13 protein-coding genes are annotated in these 22664 nt (G+C 68.7%); 2 read left to right on the top strand and 11 right to left on the bottom strand.

Annotated elements, in window-relative coordinates:
* Positions 1-24: 24 nt before the first annotated feature.
* The 11 genes from P8A20_RS34550 to P8A20_RS34500 form a co-directional block, all read right to left on the bottom strand.
* Positions 25-342 (bottom strand): cupin domain-containing protein, encoded by a 318-nt coding sequence (locus P8A20_RS34550; RefSeq protein WP_147961407.1) that lies wholly within the window; start codon positions 340-342, stop codon positions 25-27.
* Positions 343-374: 32 nt separating this feature from the next.
* On the bottom strand, positions 375-2012 hold the full coding sequence (locus P8A20_RS34545) for a glycoside hydrolase family 13 protein (RefSeq protein WP_147961408.1): 1638 nt from the start codon (positions 2010-2012) through the stop codon (positions 375-377).
* A 110-nt stretch (positions 2013-2122) separates the two neighbouring features.
* Positions 2123-3073 (bottom strand): carbohydrate ABC transporter permease, encoded by a 951-nt coding sequence (locus tag P8A20_RS34540; protein WP_187282258.1) that lies wholly within the window; start codon positions 3071-3073, stop codon positions 2123-2125.
* Positions 3074-3089: 16 nt separating this feature from the next.
* Positions 3090-4052: a carbohydrate ABC transporter permease gene (locus tag P8A20_RS34535; RefSeq protein ID WP_147961409.1), complete on the bottom strand. Its 963-nt coding sequence runs from the start codon at positions 4050-4052 to the stop codon at positions 3090-3092.
* Positions 4053-4138: 86 nt separating this feature from the next.
* Entirely contained in the window at positions 4139-5551 is a 1413-nt protein-coding gene (locus P8A20_RS34530; protein WP_147961410.1) for an extracellular solute-binding protein, read from the bottom strand.
* Between the two features lie 393 nt (positions 5552-5944).
* Positions 5945-10234: a discoidin domain-containing protein gene (locus tag P8A20_RS34525; protein ID WP_147961411.1), complete on the bottom strand. Its 4290-nt coding sequence runs from the start codon at positions 10232-10234 to the stop codon at positions 5945-5947.
* Between the two features lie 373 nt (positions 10235-10607).
* Positions 10608-11792 (bottom strand): S8 family peptidase, encoded by a 1185-nt coding sequence (locus tag P8A20_RS34520; protein ID WP_147961412.1) that lies wholly within the window; start codon positions 11790-11792, stop codon positions 10608-10610.
* 443 nt (positions 11793-12235) lie between these two features.
* Entirely contained in the window at positions 12236-14317 is a 2082-nt protein-coding gene (locus tag P8A20_RS34515) for a beta-galactosidase (RefSeq protein ID WP_306104922.1), read from the bottom strand.
* A 92-nt stretch (positions 14318-14409) separates the two neighbouring features.
* Positions 14410-15753 carry an ABC transporter substrate-binding protein gene (locus tag P8A20_RS34510; protein WP_147961414.1) on the bottom strand — a complete coding sequence of 448 codons (1344 nt, stop codon included), beginning with the start codon at positions 15751-15753 and terminating at the stop codon, positions 14410-14412.
* 160 nt (positions 15754-15913) lie between these two features.
* Positions 15914-16855, bottom strand: a complete 942-nt coding sequence (locus tag P8A20_RS34505) for a carbohydrate ABC transporter permease (RefSeq protein ID WP_147961415.1) — start codon at positions 16853-16855, stop codon at positions 15914-15916.
* A 3-nt stretch (positions 16856-16858) separates the two neighbouring features.
* Positions 16859-17779, bottom strand: a complete 921-nt coding sequence (locus tag P8A20_RS34500) for a carbohydrate ABC transporter permease (RefSeq protein ID WP_147961416.1) — start codon at positions 17777-17779, stop codon at positions 16859-16861.
* A 499-nt stretch (positions 17780-18278) separates the two neighbouring features.
* On the opposite strand from P8A20_RS34500, the gene P8A20_RS34495 reads away from it, so the two are divergent.
* Complete coding sequence (locus P8A20_RS34495; RefSeq protein WP_147961417.1) at positions 18279-19265, top strand: LacI family DNA-binding transcriptional regulator; 987 nt, start codon at positions 18279-18281, stop codon at positions 19263-19265.
* A 353-nt stretch (positions 19266-19618) separates the two neighbouring features.
* The gene (locus tag P8A20_RS34490; RefSeq protein WP_147961418.1) at positions 19619-22627 is read left to right on the top strand and encodes a carbohydrate binding domain-containing protein; all 3009 of its coding nucleotides are present in this window, start codon (positions 19619-19621) and stop codon (positions 22625-22627) included.
* Positions 22628-22664: the final 37 nt, after the last annotated feature.

Here is a 22664-nt window from a genome sequence, read left to right as displayed (position 1 = left end):
CCCGCGGGTGTACTCCAGGTCGGCTCAGTCGTTCACGGCGGTGAGCAGCACCACCGCGTCCTCCAGGGCGAGGAGCCCGTGCCGCTCCTGGGGAATGGCGTGCAGTCCGCCCGCCGTGAGGTCCACGTCCCCGGAGCCTGCGGTGAGCCGGACCGTACCGCGCAGCACCTGGAGCGACGCGGCGGGCGGTGCGTTGTGCTCGTCGAGGGCGGATCCCCCGGTCAGTGCGATCACCGTCTGCCGCAGTGGCTCCTGGCGCAGCAGCAGATGCGCGCTGCGCCCGTGCGCGTTGGCCCGGGCCGCGGCCAGGTGCTCGTCGGCGAGAGCGTTGAGGTCGTCCATACGACCACTGTGCCGCAGCCCGGGTCCCTCCGCTATCGCGTCAGGCGCAGCCAGACCGCGGTGTCGTCGGGCAGCAGGCCCGAGCCGTCGAGCGGGGCACTGGTCAGCAGGATCTCGTCGTGCTCGGGGAGCGGGGCCGGGCTCCCCGAGAGGTTGACGACACAGATCAGGCCGTGGGTGCGCGTGAACGCGAGGACGCCCGGGGCCGACGGAAGCCAGTTCAGCCTTCCGTCCGAGGTCTCGCCGGGCGCGGCGGCGAAGCCCGGCTCGGCGCGGCGCAGCCGCAGCGCCTCCCGGTAGAGGGTCAGCATGGAGCCGGGGTCGGTGTCCTGCTCGTCGGCCGCGTACGAGGCCCAGGACGCCGGCTGCGGGAGCCAGGGTTCGACGGTGGACCCGAAGCCGGCGTACGGCTCCGCGGCGGACCAGGGCAGGGGGACCCGGCAGCCGTCCCTCCCCGGGTCGACGCCGCCGGAGCGCAGGTGCATCGGGTCCTCGATGCGGTCGCGGGGGATGTCGGCCTCCGGCAGCCCCAGCTCCTCGCCCTGGTAGAGGTAGACGGCGCCGGGCAGCGCCAGGGAGAGCAGGGCCGCCGCCCGCGCCCTGCGCGTGCCGAGCGCCAGGTCGGTGGGTGTGCCGAAGACCTTGGCGGCGAAGTCGAAGCCGGTCTCCTCACGTCCGTAGCGGGTGACCGTGCGGGTGACGTCGTGGTTGCACAGCACCCAGGTGGCGGGGGCTCCCACGGGGGCGTGCTCGGCGAGCGTGTCGTCGATCGCGGAGCGCAGCAGCCCGGCGTCCCAGGGGCAGGCCAGGAAGTTGAAGTTGAAGGCGGTGTGGAGTTCGTCGGGCCGCAGGTAGCGGGCGAAGCGCTCGGAGTCGGGGAGCCAGACCTCGCCGACGAAAATGCCGTCGTACCGGTCGGCGATGGCGCGCCACGAGCGGTAGATGTCGTGCAGTTCGTCGCGGTCGACGTACGGGTGGGGGTCGGTGCCCTTGACGAAGTCGGGCAGGGCGGGGTCCTTGGCGAGCAGGGCCGCCGAATCGATCCGCACGCCGGCGACGCCCCGTTCGAACCAGAAGCGCAGGACGTCCTCGTGTTCCTGGCGGACCGCCGGGTGCGCCCAGTTGAGGTCGGGCTGGCCCTGGGCGAACAGGTGCAGGTACCACTGCCCGTCGTCGATCCTGGTCCAGGGGGTGCCGCCGAATTCCGAGACCCAGTCGTTGGGCGGGATCTCCCCGTGGTCGCCGCGTCCCTCGCGGAAGTGGAAGAGCTCGCGCTCGGGGCTGCCGGGAGCGGCGGCCAGCGCTGCCCGGAACCAGCTGTGCCGGTCGGAGACGTGGTTGGGGACGATGTCGATGATGGTGCGGATGCCGAGCTCACGGGCTTCGGCGATGAGCTTCTCCGCCTCGGCGAGGTGGCCGAAGGCGGGATCGATGACCCGGTAGTCGGCCACGTCGTAGCCGCCGTCGGCCAGCGGGGAGAGGTACCAGGGGGTGAACCACAGCGCGTCGACGCCCAGTTCGACGAGGTAGGGCAGTCTGGCCCGCACTCCCGCGAGATCGCCGGTGCCGTCCCCGTCGCCGTCGGCGAAGCTGCGTACGTAGATCTGGTAGATGGCGGCGTCGCGCCACCAGGGTGCGGTGGTGGCCTCGGTCGGACGGATGGCTGCCACGTGGCGTTCCTTTCGGGCAGGTGGTACTCCGCCCCCGGCCCGGACGCGGGGCATGCGATGGGTGGGCCGGCGGCGGAGTGCTGGTGGGAGGCGAGTGGTGCGGGGTGGTGTCAGCCCTTCAGGCCGCCGGCGGTGAGACCGCTCATGATGTTGCGCTGGAAGAGCAGGAAGATCAGCAGCGTCGGGACGGACGCGATGGTGAGGGCGGCGATGAGGACGTTCTGCGGGACCCCGTTGGACAGCGAGTAGATGCCGACGTTGAGGGTCTGCTTACCCGGGTCCGGCAGGGTGAGCATGGGCCAGAGGAAGTCCTTCCAGACCCCGACGATCGCGAAGATGGAGACGACGCCGAGGATCGGCCGGGAGATCGGCAGGACGATGGAGCGCAGGGTGCGCAGGGGTGAGGCACCGTCGATGGCCGCGGCGTCGAGGAGTTCGCCGGGTATGGAGTCGAAGAACCGCTTCAGCAGGAAGATGTTGAAGGCGTTGGTGACCGACGGCAGCCAGATCGCCCAGGGCGAGTTGAGCAGGTTGCGCTCGAAGATCGGTACGTCGAGGACCGTGAGGTACTGCGGCACGACCAGGACGGTCGCCGGGATCATCAGGGTGGCGAGCATCATGCCGAGGATGGCCTTGCCGAGGACCGGTCGCAGCTTGGACAGCGAGTAGGCGGCGGCCACGTCCAGGACGAGCTGGAAGGCGAGTGCCCCGAACGCGTAGTAGAGGGTGTTGAGGAGCAGTTGGGCCAGGTCCATCACGGTCCACGCCTGGGAGTAGTTCTCCGTGTGGATCGAGGAGGGGAAGGCGGTGGGCGGGCTCTGCACCACTTCCTGGGTGGTCTTGAGGCCGCCGGTGACCATCCAGTACAGGGGGCCCAGGAACACCAGGGTGAAGCCGGCTGCCACCAGGGCGAAGACGATCCAGTAGACCAGCTTCCCCCGGGGCCGGCCGAGCTGGGCCGGTGAGATCAGGGTCCTCGGGCGGGCCTGGTCCGCGTCCCGGCGGCGGGTCCTGCGTCCGCTGCCGGCTCCCCGCCGGGAGACAAGCGTGTTCGATGCCATCGTTCGTTCTCCCGTCCTAGTCTTCGCTGCTGCGGCTGAGGCGTACGTACACCGCGGAGAAGCCCGCGAGGACGACCAGCAGGAGGAGGCCGAGTGCCGCCGCTCCGCCGTAGTTGTTGAAGTTGAAGGCGTACTGGTAGATGAGGTAGACGACGGTCGTGGTGGAGCCCTCGGGTCCCGCGCCGTTGGTGAGCAGGAACGGTTCGGTGAAGACCTGCATCGTCGCGATGATCTGCATGAGCAGCAGCAGCGACAGGATGAGCCGGGTCTGCGGGATGGTGACGTGCCAGATCTTGCGGAGCAGCCCGGCGCCGTCGAGTTCGGCCGCCTCGTACAGCTCCCCGGGGATGCCCTGGAGGGCGGCGAGGTAGATCAGTGTGGCCCCTCCCATGTTCATCCAGGTGGAGGCGATGACGACGGAGAGCATGGAGGTACCGGGGTCCTGGAGCCACTGCTGGGCGGGCAGATGCAGGAATTCCAGGATGCGGTTGAAGAGTCCGTAGCCGGGGTCGTAGAAGTACTTGAAGAGCAGGACCGAGGCGACCGGCGGCAGCATGACGGGCAGGTAGACCAGCAGGCGGAGGTATCCCTGTGCGTGGCGGAACTCGTTGAGCACGACGGCGACGACGAACGGGACCGCGAAGCCCAGCAGGAGTGCCAGGACGGTGAACAGCGCGGTGTTGCGCCATGCCTGCCAGAAGGCGGGGTCGTTGAAGACGTAGCTCAGATTGGACCAGCCGGCCCAGGTCGTCTCGCCGTTCTCGGTCTTCTGGAACGCCAGGACGAATTCCCTGACCATGGGATACCAGGAGAAGAAGGAGAAGCAGAGGACGGCTCCGATCAGGAAGCCGTGCGCCGTGACGTTGCGGCGCAGGGCGCGCACGAACTCCTCGCGGGCGGAGGCGGGCCCGGTGGGCCGTGGGTGGTGCCCGGGGGGCGGTGCGCTCGCCTTCCCGGTGGACAGGGTGGGGGCCGACATGGTTTCTCCTCGGTGCCGGTGCAGTCGCTCGCAGAGAGGGACGGGATGCGGGGCCGGGCCCGCCCGGCCCGGCCTCCGCGCGTCCGTTACTGGTTGGCCAGGACCTGGTTGACCTGCTGCTCGGCGGTGTCGAGCAGCTTGTCGATGTCGGCGTCCTTGTTGGTGAGGACGGCGGACATCGCGTTGTCGAGGATCTTGTAGATCTCCTGGGCCTTCGGCGGCTCGGCCTTGCCCTGGACGGGGTTGTCCATGAAGGCCTTGAAGTTCTCGACGGGCATGGTGGCGTTGGCCACCCGCTCGGCGTCGTCCGCGGTCTTGCTCTCGCCGGTGAAGAAGTTGGGCTGCGGAAGCCCGACGGGGAGGTTGTCGGCCTTCCTGCGGCCCCAGTCGAACTGCCCCTTCTCCGGGGTGAGGTTCTGGAAGTTCAGCCAGGCGACGGCGGCCTTGATCTTGTCGGGCGAGCTGCCCTTCTTGATCATGTAGTTGTTGCCGCCGAAGAGCGTGCCTCCGGCACCGGGGATCGGGCCCATGCCGAAGTTCTCGTACTTCGCGCCCAGCTGCTGCACCATGTACGTGATGTCGTCGGGTGCGGCGAGGAACATGCCGAGCTTGTCGGTGGCTATCTGCTTCTGCAGGTCCCCCCACTTCAGCAGCTGGGTCTGTCCCATGCTGTCGTCCTTCCAGCGCATGTCGTGCAGCTGCTGGAGGACCTGCTTGCCCTTGTCGTCGTTGAACGCGGCCTTCTTGCCGCTAGCGTCCACGACGTCCCCGCCCAGACCGTACTGCGTGGCGGTGAAGTGCCAGCCGCCGTTGTTGCCGGCGCTGTACTCGCCGAAGCCCGCGACGCCCTTGCCGAGTCCCGCGATCTTCTTGCTCGCGGCGCGGACCTCCTCCCACGTCACCGGCGGCTTGTCCGGGTCCAGACCGGCCTGTGTGAACAGCTTCCGGTTGATCATGAGGCCCATGGTGTAGTTGCTGGTCGGCAGCGCGTAGAGCTTGCCGTCCTTGCGGGCCACGTCGAGCACCTGGGGCTGGATGTCCTTGAGCGCCGGGACGGAGGTGTCGTTGACGTAGGCGGAGATGTCCACGGCACCGTCGTTGTCCAGCACCTGCTGGAGGTCGGTGAAGTACGCGTAGAACACGTCCGGCTGCGACTTGCCCTTGAGCATGGCCGTGAAGCGCGGCGGCTCCAGACACTGGCCGGGCGTCGACTTCCCGTCGATCCTGACGTTCGGGTACTTCTTGTTGAACGTCTTGACGTCCTCGTTCCACTCGCGCAGCTCCGCCGCCTTCGCAGCCGGCGGCATGCAGTCGATCGTCAGCGTCACCTTGGCCTTCGGGTCGAGCGGCGCCGACGGATCGGACGATCCGCTGCCGGAGTCGTCGTTCCCGTCGCCGCTGCTGCTCGTGCCGCAGGAGGCAAGGGCGGTCAGGGCGAGCGCGGTGACGACGGCGGCAGCGGAGGCTCGGCGGGTACGGCGAAACCCAGCACTTCTCATCGGTGGTCCCCTTCGGGCATGAGCACGGAAGACCCCCGGCCGACTGTCTGCCGGGGCGCGGCACACTCAACCACCGGCAACAAGCGAGCGCAATATCTCGCGCAGTTTTCGTAAATGTTTGACAGCACTCCGCATGTGAGGAGGCATCCCTTACGGCCGACAAGATGCCTCCCCTGAGCACCCGCGCGCGGCCCCTACAGCGCGACCAGGGCCCAGCGCGCGGCCCGGCGGCGCCACGGCCACCCCGGGCCGCACACGGAAGCCCGAAGGGGTTGCTAGGCTCACGCACGCAAGAGACGGACGTCCAGCTGCAAGCGGTTACGCGGAGCGGGGTGCCCCCCCCGGCCCGTTTCCGGGACCGGGGAGCACCCCGCCGATTCGGCTCGGATCCCCTTACGGATTGATGTTGATCTTGAAGTTCGAGGTGGTGTTCTTCACGTCCTGAGCGTTGCCGCTGAGCTTCAGACCGTTGAACGTGACCTCACCGACCGCAGGTCCCTGCCCCGCCTCCGGCATCTCGTTGGCCCAGAGGCCGAAGCCCGACTTCGCGTCGAAGGCGTCGCCGCTCTTGCGCGCCCCCGTGATCGAGATGTCGGTGAGCACGGTGTCCTTGATCGGGAACTGCGGCTGTCCGCCGACGTAGTTGGTCTGGAACATGATCCCGCTGTACGTCGGGTCGACGATGTCCACGTGCGAGATCCTGATGCCCTGGAAGACCTTCGAGGCCGAGAACAGCCAGATGCCGGGGAAGGTCTGCGTCCCCCAGAAATGACCGCCGGACCGGATGACCGACACGTTCTCGATCGCCGTCGGGCCGGTCCCGAACCCGTTCATCGGATAGCCGAAGTCCAGCGAGCTGACCGTGATCCCGGCGTACACCAAAGTGTCGGCTATGAGGATGTTGCGGAAGGTGTTGTCGTATCCGCCGTATACGGCCACACCCGCGGCCCGCCAGGTGAGGATGGAGGTGAGGTTCTCGTACACGTTGTTCTTCATGTCCGAACCCCCGGAGTCGATCGCCGAGAACAGCGCGAAGCTGTCGTCGCCCGTGGCCCGTGCCTCGTTGTTGGTCACGTGGTTGTCCGTGGAGCCGTTGGTCATGTTGATGCCGTCGGCGAACATGTTCCGGATCCGGGAGTTCTTGATCGTGACGTTGTCGGTGTTGGCACCCCAGTAGAGGCACACCATGTGCTCGTTCCAGATGTTGTCGATCACGATGTCGGAGACGTTCGAGAAGTCGAACACCTTGCCCGGCCCGTCGATACGGGACGTGTAGTTGCCGAAGTACGCGAAGTTCGAGAACGACGAGCCCTTCGCACTTGCTTCCGCACGGAACCCGATGTCGGTGTTGTCCTGCGTGGACGGGGCTCGGAACCTGGTGAACCAGGGCCCGGCACCGACGACCTGCACGGCCTTGCCGTAGACCTGGAACTTGCTGGAGGTGGAGTAGTCACCGGCCGGCAGGTAGACGCCCTTGAGGACCCCCGTGGTGTCCATCCTGACCTTGTCCAGGGCGTTCTGGACGTCCTGGTGGGTGAAGCCGGCGGGCACGGTGTAGGTGGCCGGGTCCGGGTTGGCCACCTGGGAGACCCGCTCCAGGCTGACGAAGTCGATCGCGTAGGTGCTGGTGTTCGCCGCGTCCTTCTGCAGGCGGATCCTGCTGCCCGCCGGGACGTCCCTGCCCAGCATGACGTTGGCCTCGTCGTAGATGTGCCGGGGCGCGCCCGAGCCCGGGTCGTTGCCCGGTCCGGTCTCGTTCCCGTACAGCCAGGCGTACTTCGAGGTGAGGTCGATGGCCTTGAGGAAGGTGCCGTCCACGTAGACGTTCAGCTTCGACTCGATGCCGCCGCCGCCCGCCGAGTCAGGGATCGAGAACCGGGTGACCAGGGTGTTGGTGGTCGCCCTGGTGGTGAACTCCACGTAGTTTCCGGTGCTGTCGAGGGTGACCGCCTTGCGGCCCGACGCCTCGCCCGCGACGTCGCCCACGGTCCGGTTGGGTCCGACGACCTTCGCGCCACCGCCTGCGACGCCGTCCTCGGCCTCGTACATGTCGTACGGCATGTTGGCGCCGCGTCCGACGAACAGCGACTCGGTGCTGGTGTTGTTCGCCCGCTTCACCGGGAGCTCGTTGGCGTCGTCGGCGAGCACCACCTTCACCGTGTACGAGCCGTTGGCGGCCACCCAGGTGCCGAGGCGGACGGGTGCCGTCGTGGCACCGGCGGCGATGGCTCCGTCGTGCGCACCGGTGAGGGTCTTCACCGTGGCGCCCTTGGAGTCGATCAGGCTCAGGGTGATGCCGTGGCTGCCGCTCGCGGAAGCCACCGAACCCTGGTTCCTGATCGCGACCGAGAAGGTGACCGTGTCGCCGTTCGACGGGGCCGACGGTGAGGTCGAGACCGCGCCCGTCACGAGGTCCGAGCTGGAGACCGGCTTCACGACCAGCGGGGAGCCGGCGGTGAAGCGGTTGTCCGTCTCGTTCTGCTCGATGATCTCGTTCCCCGGGTCGACGACCGCGCCCAGCGTGTAGCTGCCCGCGTCGCGGGCTCCGACGGACGCGGTGACCTGGGCGGAGGATCCCGCGGCGAGAGCGCCCACCGTGGCGGTGGCCACCTTGGAGCCGCCGAGCTCGAAGTCGAGCTTGCCGACGGGAGAGGCGACGGCGCCGGAGTTCCGGACGGTGGCCGACAGGGTGATGGCGTCCGATTCCACCGGCGCCGCGGGTGAGGCGGCGACCGCCGTGACCTGGAGGTCGGGGTTCGGGGCCGGAGCACCCAGCACCTGGAACTCGGCGACCTGACCGGCGCCGGATCCGGAGTTCGACATGAACTTCAGCTGGACGTCGGCCACCCGCGCGCTGACCGGGATCGTCACCGTGTTGCCCGTCGCGGGACTGAAGGCGTAGTCCTTGGCGGCGGCCAGGCTCGTGAACGACCTGGCGTCCTGCTCCCGTCCGAGCACCTGGATGTTCTGGGTGCGCGCGCCCCAGCCGCTGTCGGGGTCGAGCTTGACGACGACGCTCTCGGTGTCCGCGTCGGCACCCAGCTCGACGGTCAGGGTGTTGGGGTAGCTGCCGCCGGCCCCTTCCCAGTAGGTGGTCAGGGAGTTGTCGTTGGCGTTGGCCGCGACGAACGTGTGGACCACGGAGGAGGCGCTGATCGGCTTGGAGACGGCAAGGTTGGAGGCGGCGCCCGTCGATCCGTTGCGTGTCACGGTGTTGCTCGCCCCGGATATGTTGCCCGCCGCGTCCCTGGCCCGCACCACGTAGCTGACGGTGGTGGCCGCGGACTGGGTGTCGGTCCAGGTGGTGACGTCGCCGGCCACGCTCTTGCGGAGCACGTTGTCGGCGTACACGTCGTAGCCGGTGACGCCCTTGTTGTCGGACGAGGCCGTCCAGGTCAGCTTGATCTGCCCGCCGGACGGCTCGGTGAAGGCCAGGCCGGACGGCGCGGTGGGTGCCTGCGTGTCACCGGAGTCGCCCGTGCGGGTCACGGTGTTGCTGTTGCCCGACTGGTTGCCCGCGGCGTCCCGGGCCCGCACGTGGTAGGTCACGGTCTCGCTCGCCGGACGGGTGTCCGTGAACGTGGTGACGTCCCCCGCCACGGCGGTCAGCAGCGTGTCGCCGGCGTAGATGTCGTAACCGGTGACGCCCGTGTCGTCCGACGACGCCTTCCAGGTCAGCTTGATCTGCCCGCCTACCGGCTCCGTGAAGGCCAGGCCGGACGGCGCGGTGGGCGCCTGCGTGTCACCGGTCGCCGGGCCGTAGACCTCGATCTCGGAGAACTGGGCCGCGGGCTGGACCGAGTTGGCGGTGACCAGCACGCGGACGTAACGGGTGGTGGTCGCGTCGAAGGCGATCGTCGCCGACCGGCCACCCGCCGCATCGAAGGTGTACGCCCTGGACGCGGTGAGGTCGGTGAAGTCCGAGCCGTTGGCGCTGCCCTGGATCTTCAGCGTCTGGGTCCGCTGCTCCCAGCCGTCGGGCAGCCGGAGCACCACGCGGTCGACCCGGACCGAGGAGCCCAGGTCCGCCTGGATCCACTGCGGCAGCGCGTTGTTGCTGCTCTCCCAGTAGCTGGCGTTGTTCCCGTCGTTGCCGTTGGCGGCGACGTAGGTCTCCGTGTGGCTGCTCGCGGTGAGCGTCCTGCCCGCGGCGAGGTTCGCCGACGACTCCCCCGCGGCGCGGACCTCCAGCTCGGAGAGCTGGGCGTTCCGCCAGCCCGTGTTGGCCGTGATGTTCACGCGCACGAAGCGGGTCTGCGTGGCCGGGAAGGAGATCTTCACCTCGTTGGAGGCGCCGGGGCTGAAGGTGTACGCGGCGGAGGTCCTGAGCGTCGAGAAGCTGGTGCCGTCGGCGCTGCCCTGGAGCGAGAGGGTCTGCTGTCTGCTCTCCCAGCCCGCGGGAAGCTTCAGCGTGACCTCGTCGACCCGGGCTGCCGAGCCGAGGTCGGTCTGCACCCACTGCGGCAGCGTGTCGCCCATCCCCTCCCAGTACGTCGCCTGGTTGCCGTCCGTCACGTTCCGGGCGACGTACTCGTTGCCCGCACTGCTCGCCGCCGTGGTCCGGCCTGCGGCGATGTTGGGGCCGGCGGCCGCCGCGGCGGTGAGCGACGGCCATCCGATCATCAGAAGACTGGTCGTGACCATGGCGGACAGGACCCGCCATCTCCAGCGTTGGGCTCGCATAGGTCCCCGATCTTCGGCCCCGGAGCAGGATGCGCCGAGGGCTGCGGCTCTGACCGAACGACTCCGTGGCGCCATTTCCTGCGCACACCAAGCCATGTTTTGCGCTTTGCGGTCAGAGAGTTGCAGACAAGTGCGAGAGCGTCCACGGTTCCGACAGAAACCGGAACATCGCCGAGCATGACGGGGGACAACACAACGAGCTTTCTACGAGGGCCATTCGAGACGTGTGCACGCGGGCGGAGACGCCCTGGACGGCGGCCGCAGTCCATGTAATTTCTTGCGCACTGACGCAAGCCGCTGAGAACGCGCTGCTCCGGGGCAGCGAAGAGCGGGGCCCGCAGGACGCGGACCCCGCTCCTGAGCCTCCCGGAGGTCAGAGACCGCCGGTGTGGAGGAGCCGGTCGGGCGATCCGGAGCCCAGACCCGTCAGGACGTCCGGGGTCGCCTCCGTGGCGAGCGCGTCGGCGACGTCCTGCGGGGACGCGTCGGGGTGCTGCTCCTTGTAGAGGGCGGCGGCGCCCGCGACGTGCGGACTGGCCATGGAGGTACCGCTCAGCTTCGTGGAGCCGCCGCCGAGCTTCGCGGACACGATGTCCACGCCGGGGGCGTAGAGCCACACACAGGTGCCCCAGTTGCTGAACGTCGCCTGGCGGTCCTGGTCGTCACTGGCACCCACCGCGAGCACGCCGTCGGCGCGCGCCGGGGAGACGTCGCAGGCGTCCTGGTCCTCGTTTCCCGCCGCGACGACGGGCAGGGTGCCCTCGGCCGCGAGCGCGTCGAACGCGTCGTCGACGGCCGACGAGGCGGGTCCGCCGAGGGAGGCGTTGACCACGGCCGGCTGCTCGGCGTTCTGGGCGATCCAGTCGAGGCCGGCGATGATCCCGGCCCAGGTGCCGGAACCCTCGCAGTTGAGCACCCGCACCGGCACGAGAGAGGCGGCGGGGGCGACACCGTAGGTCGCACCGGCCACCGTCCCGGCAACGTGCGTGCCGTGGCCGTTGCAGTCCTCACCGTCACGGCCGTCACCGATGGCGTCGTAGCCGGCGCCCACCCGGCCGCCGAACTCGCTGTGCGCGGACTCGATGCCGGTGTCGAGGATGTACGCCGTCACCCCCTCGCCCGTTCCGTCCACGTCGTAGGTGCCGTCCAGGGGCAGGTTCCGCTGGTCGATGCGGTCCTGCCCCCAGCTCCCGGCCACGGCCCGCGTCCCGGCCGCAGACTTCGCGGCGGGCGGCGAGACGGAGGCCTCGCTGTTCTCCTCGACGGCCTGGACACCCACCGCGCCGCGCACCTGCTCCAGCTGCGCGGACGTCAGCGAGGCCGCGAATCCGTGCAGGACCTTGCTGTAGGTGAAGAGGACGCTGACGCCGAGCTGTTCGGCCATGGCGGCCGGCTTCTGCTCGGGAGCGAGGGTGACGATGTACTGACCGGGCACGGCCCGGGCCGACTTCTGCACCGGGACGAGAGTCTCGGCGGTGTCTGCGGCGGCCGTGGTGGTGCCGATCAGAGGGGCGATCAGCAGCAGGGCGGCCGGTGCCCAGCGGGCGCGCAGGCGCATGCGTTCTCCCTTGGGGTGGAGGAGCGGATCGCGGACCTGTCAGGTCCGCGAAGTGCGAACACCTGACCTTTCGTCCACATCCCCCGCGGCCCTGAGCCGTGTCAGCCGGACAGCTCAACGATCGGTACCGGGCAGGCCCATCCGGCTCAATGCATGAAAGGTTTCAAGCACTCGCCGCCAAGGGGCGACAGGCCCTCCGAAAGAAGTCGTCAGCGCCTCACGCAGCAGCCTTGCAACGATCAGGCCGGAAGCGGTGTGACCACGGAAGGTTTCCCCACAGAAGCCCGTCAGAGCTCCGACTTCCGGAATTGAAACGCTTCATCATCGCATCGTCACGGAGTCGATCCGTGAACCGGCGCCCGCCTGACGGACGCCGCCCGGGTGCCCTGGGGACCGTCCGTCTCCAGGGCACCCGGGCGGGGTGTCTTCTTCGCTCCGCCCTGTTACACGGATGCGTGCGCGAAGGGCGTGCTGCCCGACGCCAGGCGGAGCACGGCGACCCCGCGGGAGGGCAGGACGAGGCCTCCCCCGTCGGCAGGCGCGGGCCCGGAGAGGACCTCTGCGGCCACCGCGCCGAACGCGACGGGCTCGTCCGTACGGTTGACGAGGAACCAGTAGGCCTGCGAGCCGTCCGTCCGCACGGTCAGCTCGACCAGCCCACGCACCTCCGCGGGCAGTTCGCTGAGCACCCCGGCGCCGGACAGCAGGGGGCGCAGCACTTCGGGCAGCCCGTGGCTGCCCAGCCGGGTGGAGACGTACGCGGCGGAGCCGCCGCCCTCCGGGGCGCGCCTGGTGACGGCGGGACGCCCTGCCTGGTCGCCGGTCTCGAACCGTGCGAGGACGGTGACCTCGTCGGGGACGGTGACGTCGATCCGGTCGGTCCACAGCGTGCCGGTGAGACCGTTGTCGAGGCGTACCTCCGCGTCCGCCAGCAGGGGGCCGAACTCCTCGATGCGGATGCCCAGCAGATCGCGCAGGGCTCCCGGGTACCCGCCGAGGTGGACGTGGTCGTTCTCGTCGACGACACCCGAGTAGTAGGTGGTGGCGAGATGGCCGCCGCCGCGCACGTAGGCGTCCAGCCGGGCGGCGAGTTCCAGGGGGACGACGTTCAGGACGGGGGCCGCCACGAAGTCGTAGCCGGTGAGGTCGGCCGTGGTGGTGACGACGTCCACGCGGACGCCGAGGGCCAGGAAGGCCGAGTACCAGTCCAGCGCCTCCTGGCGGTAGCGCACCAGGGACGACGGCTGGGAGTCACGCTCGACGGCCCACCAGGATTCCCAGTCGTACACCAGGGCCGCGCGAGCCGGTTCCCGGACGGATCCGGTGACCGGGGTGAGCGTCTCCAGCGTGCGGCCGAGGGCCGTCACGGCACGGAACACCTCACTGTCCGGCCCGGCGTGGGGCACCATCGCGGAGTGATGCTTCTCGGCGCCGGCGGCGGACTGGCGCCACTGGAAGAAGCAGACCGCGTCGGCTCCGTGGGCGACGTGCACCAGCGAGTCGCGGGCCAGCTCGCCCTCGCGCTTGGCGACGTTGACGGGCTGCCAGTTGACCGCGCTCGTCGAGTGCTCCATCAGGAACCACGGCTTGCCCTGCGCGATGGAGTGCGTGAGGGCGGCGGAGAAGGACAGCTCGTCGAGGCGCTGCGGGCCGGGGTGGGCGTAGTGGTCGTTGGAGACGAAGTCGATCTCCTCGGCCCAGTCCGGGTAGTTCATTCCCACGGTCCCGCCCATCACCATGAAGTTGGTGGTGGCGGGGATGTCCGGGGTGATGCGGCGCAGGACCTCGCGTTCGGCGCGCAGGTAGTCCTTCAGCGCGTCGGAGGAGAAGCGCTTGAAGTCGAGCTGCTGGGTCGGGTTGGCGTGGCTCGCGGCCAGCCGCGGCGGCTGGATCTGTGCCCAGTCCCCGTAGTACTGCGACCAGAAGGAGGTCGCCCAGGCCCGGTTGAGCTCGTCCAGGGTCCCGTAGCGGGCGCGCAGCCAGTCACGGAAGGCCTGGGCCGCGTCCTCGGAGTAGTCGTAGATGTTGTGGCAGCCGAGCTCGTTGGAGATGTGCCAGGCGACCACGGCGGGGTGGTCCGCGTAGCGGGTGGCCATGACCTCGACCAGTTCCAGCGCGTACTTGCGGAATACGGGTGACGTGGGACGCCAGTGCTGTCGCGCGCCCTGGGAGAGGGTCTCACCGGTGCGGGTGACCGGCAGGATCTCCGGGTGCAGGGTGGTGAGCCAGGGCGGCGGGGAGGCGGTGGCGGTGGCGAGGTCCACCGAGATCCCGTTGCTGTGGAGCAGGTCGAGCACCTCGTCCAGCCACTCGAAGTCCCAGCGGTCCTGCGCCGGCTGCAGGCGCGCCCAGGAGAAGATGGCGACGGAGACGACGGTGACGCCGGCCTCGCGCATCAGCCGGACGTCGTCCTTCCACACCTCGCGCGGCCACTGCTCCGGGTTGTAGTCGGCCCCGTAGGCGAATCTCGCGGGGCGGTCGTCGGAGGGCGGGCGCAGCCAGTGGCGCTCGGAGGCGGGGGTCATGAGGATCCTTTCGGATACGAGGTACGAGTGCGGCGCGGGGCGGCCGCCCGTCGGAACGGACAGCCGCCCCGCGCCGGTTCAAGGCCGGGACGTCACTTGTTGACGGCGAAGCCCTGGTCGTTGCCGTAGGTCACGGAGGTCTTCTGCCACTGCTTCAGCCCTTCGGCCAGCGTGGTGTCGGAGACGTAGGCCTTGCCGACCGAGTCGTTGAAGACGGAGTTCGCGTACACCTGGAAGGGCAGGTAGGACCAGTCCTCGGGGACCTGGCTGGCGGAGCGGGCGAAGATCTCGTTCGCCTTCTGGCCGCCGAAGTACGGGAAGGGGGTGTTCAGGAACGACTTCGAGGACAGGTCCGCCGTGGTCGCGGGGAAGGCGCCGCCCTCGATTCGGGCCTGGACACCGTCCGAGTGGTTCGCGTACTCGTTGAAGGCGTACGCGAGGTCCTTGTTCTTGCCCGCCTTCATCACCGCGAGGGAGCTGCCGCCGTTCTCGGAGCTGACCTCGCCGCCCTTCTCGTACTGCGGGAGCGCCGCGGCGCGCCAGTCACCCGAGGCCGACTCGACACCGGAGACGAAGTTCGCGGGCATCCAGGCACCGGTGGAGAGCGTGGCGATCGTGCCGTCCGCCAGGCCCTTGTACCACTCGTCGCTCCAGTTCTCGATCGGCGCGAGGAGCTTCTCGTCGAGGAGCTTCTGCCAGACCTTGGTGAAGGCGGTGACACCCTTGTCGGCGGTGAGGTCGACCGTCACCTCGGTGTCACGGGTCTTGAAGGGGGTACCACCGGCCTGCCAGATCATGCTGGTGGTGAAGCCGGCGTCGCCGGTGTCGTTGGCGATGTAGGACTTCGGGTCCGCCGCGTGCAGGGCACGGGCCGCCTCGAGGTACTCGTCCCAGGTGGTGGGCAGGGCGATCTGGTGCTTGTCCAGCACCTTCTTGTTGTAGAAGAGCGCCATCGGGCCCGAGTCCATGGGCAGGGCGTACACGGCGTCGTCGACCGTGACCGAGTTCCACGGTCCGGGCGAGTAGTCGTCCTTGAACTCGTCGGCACCGTAGCGGCTGAGGTCCTCGAGGGACTTGCCGAGGGCGAACTGGCCCAGGGCGTAGTACTCGACCTGCGCGACGTCCGGCACACCGGATCCGGCCTGTACGGCGTTCTGCAGGGCGGTGTACTGGTCGTTGCCGGTACCGGCGTTGACCAGCTTCACCTTGACCTTGGGGTACTCCTTCTCGAAGTCGCTGACCACCTGCTTCAGCGTCGGCTCCCACGCCCACACCGTGATGGAACCGCCCTCCTTGAGGGCCGCCCGGAGATCAGTTCCCCTTACGGTCTTTTCCGATGCGGCGTCTTCGTCGGAGGACCCGCACGCGGTGAGGCTCAGCGCGGCCGCGCACAGAAGGCCGACGCCACGCATCGCGCGTCTGGTCATGGTTCTCATAATTGCTCTACTCCGTTGTGGTGTGGGTGGTGCACGAACCCTGGAACATCCGCACGGGGGTGCGGAGTTGGAGAGGGGTGGTACGCCGCGCCGGTCGAGGACCGGGGGGAACCGGTTCCGGAGCGCGGAGATCGGGTGTCCGGTGGAGCCGGGGTGCGTGTCACCCCTTGACGCTGCCCGCCGCCAGACCGGACTGCCAGTAGCGCTGGAGCAGCAGGAAGGCGGCGATCAGGGGCACGATGGTCAGCAGGGAGCCCGTGATGACCAGGTTGAAGACCGGCTGGCCGCCGGCGGTGGAAGCCTGCTGGTTCCAGGCGTTCAGGCCCAGGGTCAGCGGGTACCAGTCGGGATCCTTGATCATGATAAGAGGCAGGAAGTAGTTGTTCCAGGTCTGCACCATGGTGAACAGCAGCACTGTCACGATGCCCGGCGTCAGCAGCGGGAGCGCGACCTGGAAGAACGTGCGCAGCTCGCCGGAACCGTCCACCCGGGCGGCTTCCAGGAGCTCGGTGGGGATGGCCTCGGCGGCGAACACCCACATGAGGTAGAGCCCGAACGGTGAGATCAGGGACGGGATGATGACGGCCCACGGCGTGTTGGTGAGGCCCATCTTGCTGAACATGAGGAAGGTGGGGACGGCCAGCGCGGTCGCGGGCACGGCCACGGCGCCGATGACGGTGGCGAATACGGCCCGCTTGCCCGCGAAGTCGAACTTCGCCAGACCGTAGCCGCCGAGTACCGCGAGGAACGTCGCACCGCCGGCGCCCACCACCACGTACAGCAGCGTGTTGAGGAACCAGCGGACGAAGATGCCGTCGTCGTAGGTCAGCGTCTGGGAGATGTTGTCCCAGAGGGCGAAGTCCCCGCTGAACCAGAGACCGAAGGAGTCGAGAAGACCCTTCTGCGTCTTGGTCGCGTTGATGACGAGCCAGGCCAGCGGCATGAGCGCGTAGACCGCGGTCAGGCCCATGAGGATCGTGAGCACGGTGCTGCGGCGCGGCCGGGCCACCGAGTGCTGCCTGCGTACGGCGCGTCGGGGTGCCGACGCACGGTGGGTGGTTCGCCGGGGCGTCTGATCGGCGGTGAAGGAAGGGGCGCTCATCGCTCACGCCTCCTTTCGCATGCCGCGCAGCTGGACCGCGTAGGCGATGATCATCGTGACGACTCCCATGACGAGGGAGACCGTGGCCGCGTAGTTCTGCTGCCGTCCGGAGAAGGACAGCGTGAACGTGTAGAGGTTGGGCGTGAAGTAGGTCGTGATCGCGTTGGGCGCCAGGCTCTGCAGGATGCTGGGCTCGTTGAACAGCTGGAAGCTGCCGATCACCGAGAAGATCGTCGCGATCACCAGCGCGCCACGGATCGCGGGGATCTTGACCGCGGTGATGACCCGCCACTCCCCCGCGCCGTCGATCTCCGCCGCCTCGTAGAGGGACTTGGGCACGACACGCAGCGCGGAGTAGAAGATCAGCATGTTGTAGCCGATGAACTCCCAGGTGACAATGTTGCCGATGCTGGCGAGCACGAGGGAGGGCGAGAGCGGGTCGGGCAGGGACACCCCGAAGGCATCGTTGATGTTCCCCACGAGCCCGAAGCGCGTGCCGTAGATGAAGCCCCACATCAGTGTGGCGACGACGGCGGGCACGGCGTACGGAAGGAAGATCGCGATCCGGAAGAAGCTCTTCCCGTAGAGCCGTCCGCTGTCCAGGGCCAGGGCTACGAGCAGGGCGAGCCCGAGCATCACGGGCACCTGCACCACGAGGAAGAGGAGGATCCGGCCGACGGCCGCCCAGAACTGCTCGTCCTCGAAGGCCCGCTGGAAGTTGTCCAGGCCGACGAACGACGTCCCGCCCACCAGTTGGTCGCGGAAGAAGCTCAGATACAGGGAGTAGGCGATCGGGGCGAGGAAAACCAGCGCGAAAACGGCCATGAACGGCCCTACGAAGATCCATCCCGTCCGCCCGCGCCGACTGCGAGAGACTGCCGCCGGTGGGCGGCGTCCGGTTGTGATCGGCGTAACGGCCGTCATGGGTACTCCTGTTGTTCCGGCGTTGAGCATGGCCCCGGCCGGATGGAGACACCGGTCATCGTGGAGGCGCTGTGCTTGAGAGGACCGATGTTTACGTAAACATCCATCGGTGAGAGGATGTTCACACGGTCTCCTCCCAACGGTCAAGGCCGGATTGTCAATCACTCGGACGAGTTTCGTGGGTTTGTCCTCCAACAGCCCTGCTGTCTGGTAGAGCACATCGTGACGCACCTCGTCCTCATGTCGGCGCCGTCTGTCCGGCAGTGGTAGAAATGCCGGTGACCCGAGCCCCCGGTCCCACGCGGTACGAACCCGACGCGAAGCAGCGACAGGGGGCCTCCCTGTCGGGTCATCACCCAGGAACGCACGCGGTGCGAGGACGACCCGCGGCCGCACGAGCACTCCCCACCCGGTGAAAGGCTCACACGACGACGACGGAGGCGGACCAGTGCAGGGACAGCAGCGAGCCATGGACAGACCTGCTCGCAAGGAGGCATCCATGGCCGATGTCGCGCGTCTCGCCGGAGTCTCCTCACAGACGGTCTCCCGCGTGTCCAACGGGCATCCCATCGTGTCCGAGGACACCCGCGAACGCGTTCTCGCCGCCATGAAGGATCTCAACTACCGCCCCAACAGCGCCGCGCGCGCCCTCAAGAGCGGCAAGTTCCGCACGCTGGGCGTGATCCTGTTCACACTGGCCACGACGGGCAACGTCCGGACACTGGAGGCCATCTCCGCCTCCGCCGCGGACGAGGGTTACGCCATCACCCTGCTGCCCGTCGCCACGCCCACCAGCACGGGCGTCAGGGGAGCCGTCACCCTTCTCGGCGAACAGGTGGTGGACGGCATCATCGTGATCATGGAGGTCCGCCTGCTGGACGCCGCCATCTCGCTGCCGCCGCACACCCATGTCGTGGTGGCCGACTCCGACGCCGGCGACCGCTACAGCGTGGTGGACACCGACCAGTCCGGAGGCGCCGAGGCAGCTGTGCAACATCTGCTCGACCTCGGTCACCGGACCGTGGTGCATGTCGCCGGCCCACCGGAGTCGTTCGCGGCCCAGCGCCGCGCCCACGCCTGGCGGCACACCCTGGAGAGGGCGGGGCGCCCGGTCCCTCCCCCGGTGGACGGCGACTGGTCGGCGGCCTCGGGATACTCGGCGGGCCTCACCCTGGCGGCGGATCCCGCGTGCACCGCGATCTTCGCGGCGAACGACCAGATGGCGCTGGGCGTCCTCCGGGCCCTGCACGAGACGGGCAGGCGTGTGCCCGAGGACGTCAGCGTGGTGGGGTTCGACGACATCGCCGATTCCGCCTCGTTCCTTCCGCCGCTGACCACCGTCCACCAGGACTTCGCGGAGATCGGCCGACTGTGCGTGGACGGGGTGCTGCGGCAGATCCGGGAGGAGACGACGGAACGGGGTACCACCCTGGTCCCGACGCGGCTGGTCGTCCGGGGCAGCACGGCTCCGCCGCCTCACTGCTGAACGCGCACCGTCGCCCGCCCGGGCAGCGGGACGCGGGCGGGGCGGCCGGGCGGCGCGGAACCGCCCTCGAACCGATCCGGACGAGGGATTCGTACCGGAACCCACCCCGCCCCCGATCCCCCACCGGACGGTGTGCGCACCCCCTTTACGGACCTGTCATGCACCGGTAACTTCCTGGATGCAAGAGATTGCAGAAAGGTTCTGACAGGAATTTCTGCCAGGGCGCACTGCTCGCCCGAACCCCGAGGCGCGTCCGGGTTCTCCGGCGGGATCCTCACGGCCGCTCGCGGAGCGGCCGTGCTGTCGGCAGCCGCGGTCCACCCGCCCGCGGCCCTCCCCTGGAGACACACAAGATGAGACGCACCCCCTTGCGGCTGCTCGGACGCCTGTCAGCGGCGGCCGTCGCGGCCCTGGTGACGGCGGGGCTCCTGACCTCGTCGCCCGAGCCCCCAGGACCCGTTTCGGCCGTGCCCGTGGCTGCCTCGGAATCCACCGCCACGGTCTTCTACTACACGAAGACCAGGAACTGGTCGGCGTACAAGCTGCACTACGCACCCGACGGCGGATCATGGACCACCGTGCCCGGTGTGGCCATGGAGGCCGCCTGCACGGACTGGGTGAAGCAGACCGTCAGCCTGGGCAGCGCGACCGGCCTGGCCGCGACCTTCAACAACGGCTCCGGCGTCTGGGACAACAACGCCGGCAAGAACTACGCCCTGGGCACCGGAAGCATCACGGTCAAGGACGGGGTCGTGGCCCACAGCGACCCTTGCTCGGACACGGGTGCGGAGCCAGGTGAGGCGCACACCGCCTCGGTCTACTACTCGACGGCCACCGTCGGCTGGACGACCACCAACCTCCACTACCAGCCGGCGGGCGGCACCTGGACCACCGTGCCCGGCGTCGGCATGGAGGCAGCCTGCACCGGCTGGGTCAGGAAGTCGGTGGACCTCGGCACCGCCACCTCCATGCAGGCCACCTTCAACAACGGCAACGGGGTCTGGGACAACAACAACGGCACCGACTACACGGTCCCCGACGGGCTCTCCACGGTGAAGGCCGGGAAGGTCACTGCCGACGCCACCGACCCGTGCGCGACCGCCGCCCCGGACACCGAGGCACCCACGGCGCCCACGAAGGTGTCGGCGAGCGCCGACGGCGTGTCCGTCGTGGTGACCTGGGACCCTTCCACCGATGACCGCGGTGTGACGAAGTACCAGGTCACCCGCACCGGCGGCACCAAGGGCACGGTGGTGACCGACGTCGGCTCCACGGTCTTCTCCGACACGGGTCTGGAGGCGAAGACGGCGTACGGCTACACCGTCAAGGCCGTCGACGCGGCGGGGAACGTGTCGGCCGCCTCGGCCGCCGCGACCGCGACGACCGGCGAGAAGCCCACGGCCCCCGCGTCCGGGAAGCCGCTGGGCACCGATCCCCGCAAGGACCCGATCTACTTCGTGCTCACCGCCCGCTTCAACGACGGTGACAGCTCCAACAACCGGGGCGGCAACCAGCACGAGAAGTCGGGCAACGCGGCCAACGACGACCCCATGTTCAGGGGCGACTTCAAGGGCCTGGTCGAGAAGCTCGACTACATCAAGGGCCTCGGCATGTCGGCCGTCTGGATCACCCCGGTGGTGCTCAACCGGTCGGACTACGACTACCACGGCTACCACGGCTACGACTTCTACGAGGTCGACTCCCGGCTGGAGTCCGCGGGCGCCTCCTACCAGGACCTCATCGACGCGGCCCACGCCAAGGGCATGAAGATCTACCAGGACGTCGTCTACAACCACTCGTCGCGCTGGGGCGCCAAGGGCCTGTTCACCCCCACGGTCTACGGAGTCCGCGACACGCAGTGGAGCTGGTACTACGACGAGAGGAACGAGGGCTTCGAATACGACGGCCTGACCGTCGAGACAAAGTCCGGGAAGTCGTACTACAACGGCGACCTGTGGTCCACCGCCGAACCCTCGGGCAACACCTGCGTCAACTGGGGCACCCCCACCCAGTACACGTCGCCGGAGGGCTACCGGATCTACAACTGCCAGTGGCCGAACCCCACGTCGGGCATGTTCCCCAAGGCCTACTACCACAACTGCTGGATCGGCAACTGGGAGGGTGAGGACTCCCGTTCGTGCTGGCTGCACGACGACCTCGCCGACTTCAACACCGAGAGCGCGCCCGTGCAGAACTACCTGATCGGCGCGTACAACAAGTACATCGACATGGGCGTGGACGGCTTCCGCGTCGACACCGCCGTGCACATCCCCCGCACCACCTGGAACCGCCGTTTCCTGCCGGCCATCCAGGAGCGGGTGACACAGCAGTTCGGCGCCGAGGCCGCGAAGAACTTCTTCGTCTTCGGCGAGGTCGCCGCCTTCGTCAACGACAAGTGGAACCGCGGCTCGGTCAACCACTCCGCCCAGTTCTACACATGGAAGGAGCGCAAGGAGTACAGCGCGGACGACGAGAAGGCCGCCCTGGAGATGTACGACTACGAACAGCAGCAGGGCACCGGCTCCCAGCCGACGTCCACCAACGCCTTCCTGAACGGCAACAGCTACCACGCTCCGGACCACAGCAAGTTCTCCGGGATGAACGTCATCGACATGCGCATGCACATGAACTTCGGTGACGCGAACAACGCCTACAGCAACGGCAAGGACTCCGACGACAGTTACAACGACGCCACCTACAACGTCGTGTACGTCGACAGCCACGACTACGGCCCGAACAAGAGCAGCGAACGGTACGCCGGCGGCACGGACGCCTGGGCCGAGAACATGTCCCTGATGTGGACCTTCCGCGGCATCCCGACGCTGTACTACGGCTCCGAGATCGAGTTCCAGGCCGGAAAGAAGATCGACTGCGGGCCCACCTGCCCGCTGGCGACGACCGGACGGGCCTACTTCGGCGACCAGGTCGCCGGCAGCGTGACGGCGCCGGACTTCGGCACGGTCTCCTCCGCGACCGGCGCGGTCGCCGACACCCTGGCGAAGCCTCTGGTCAAGCACGTTCAGCGGCTCAACCAGATCCGCCGCGCGGTACCCGCCCTCCAGATGGGGCAGTACTCCACCGAGGGCATCACCGGCTCGATGGCCTACAAGCGCCGCTACACCGACGCGGCGAGCGGCACGGACAGCTTCGCGCTGGTGACGGTCACGGGGAGCGCCACCTACACGGGCATCCCCAACGGCACCTACAAGGACGCCGTCACCGGTGACACCACGGTGGTGACGGGCGGCACGCTGTCCGTCGCGGCACCGGGCAAGGGAAACCTGCGGGTGTACGTCCTCGACCTCGGCGGCAGGAACGCGGCCCCGGGGAAGATCGGGACGGCGGGTGCCTACCTGAAGTGACGCCTGGTGTGACGGACGCGCGGCGCGCGTCCGTCAC

This window comes from Streptomyces sp. Alt3, from assembly GCF_030719215.1.
In the GTDB taxonomy this organism is placed as follows: Bacteria; Actinomycetota; Actinomycetes; order Streptomycetales; family Streptomycetaceae; genus Streptomyces; species Streptomyces glycanivorans.
This window is presented reverse-complemented; position numbering and strand designations above follow the sequence as displayed.

What these genes read in the sequence shown, in the direction of transcription:
- P8A20_RS34535 (WP_147961409.1), bottom strand. Translation starts at nt 4,052, where the DNA reads ATGTCGGCCCCCACCCTGTCCACCGGGAAGGCGAGCGCACCGCCCCCC.
- P8A20_RS34515 (WP_306104922.1), bottom strand. Translation starts at nt 14,317, where the DNA reads ATGACCCCCGCCTCCGAGCGCCACTGGCTGCGCCCGCCCTCCGACGAC.
- P8A20_RS34505 (WP_147961415.1), bottom strand. Translation starts at nt 16,855, where the DNA reads ATGAGCGCCCCTTCCTTCACCGCCGATCAGACGCCCCGGCGAACCACC.
- P8A20_RS34495 (WP_147961417.1), top strand. Translation starts at nt 18,279, where the DNA reads ATGGCCGATGTCGCGCGTCTCGCCGGAGTCTCCTCACAGACGGTCTCC.
- P8A20_RS34525 (WP_147961411.1), bottom strand. Translation starts at nt 10,234, where the DNA reads ATGCGAGCCCAACGCTGGAGATGGCGGGTCCTGTCCGCCATGGTCACG.
- P8A20_RS34520 (WP_147961412.1), bottom strand. Translation starts at nt 11,792, where the DNA reads ATGCGCCTGCGCGCCCGCTGGGCACCGGCCGCCCTGCTGCTGATCGCC.
- P8A20_RS34550 (WP_147961407.1), bottom strand. Translation starts at nt 342, where the DNA reads ATGGACGACCTCAACGCTCTCGCCGACGAGCACCTGGCCGCGGCCCGG.
- P8A20_RS34540 (WP_187282258.1), bottom strand. Translation starts at nt 3,073, where the DNA reads ATGGCATCGAACACGCTTGTCTCCCGGCGGGGAGCCGGCAGCGGACGC.
- P8A20_RS34530 (WP_147961410.1), bottom strand. Translation starts at nt 5,551, where the DNA reads ATGAGAAGTGCTGGGTTTCGCCGTACCCGCCGAGCCTCCGCTGCCGCC.
- P8A20_RS34490 (WP_147961418.1), top strand. Translation starts at nt 19,619, where the DNA reads ATGAGACGCACCCCCTTGCGGCTGCTCGGACGCCTGTCAGCGGCGGCC.
- P8A20_RS34500 (WP_147961416.1), bottom strand. Translation starts at nt 17,779, where the DNA reads ATGACGGCCGTTACGCCGATCACAACCGGACGCCGCCCACCGGCGGCA.
- P8A20_RS34510 (WP_147961414.1), bottom strand. Translation starts at nt 15,753, where the DNA reads ATGAGAACCATGACCAGACGCGCGATGCGTGGCGTCGGCCTTCTGTGC.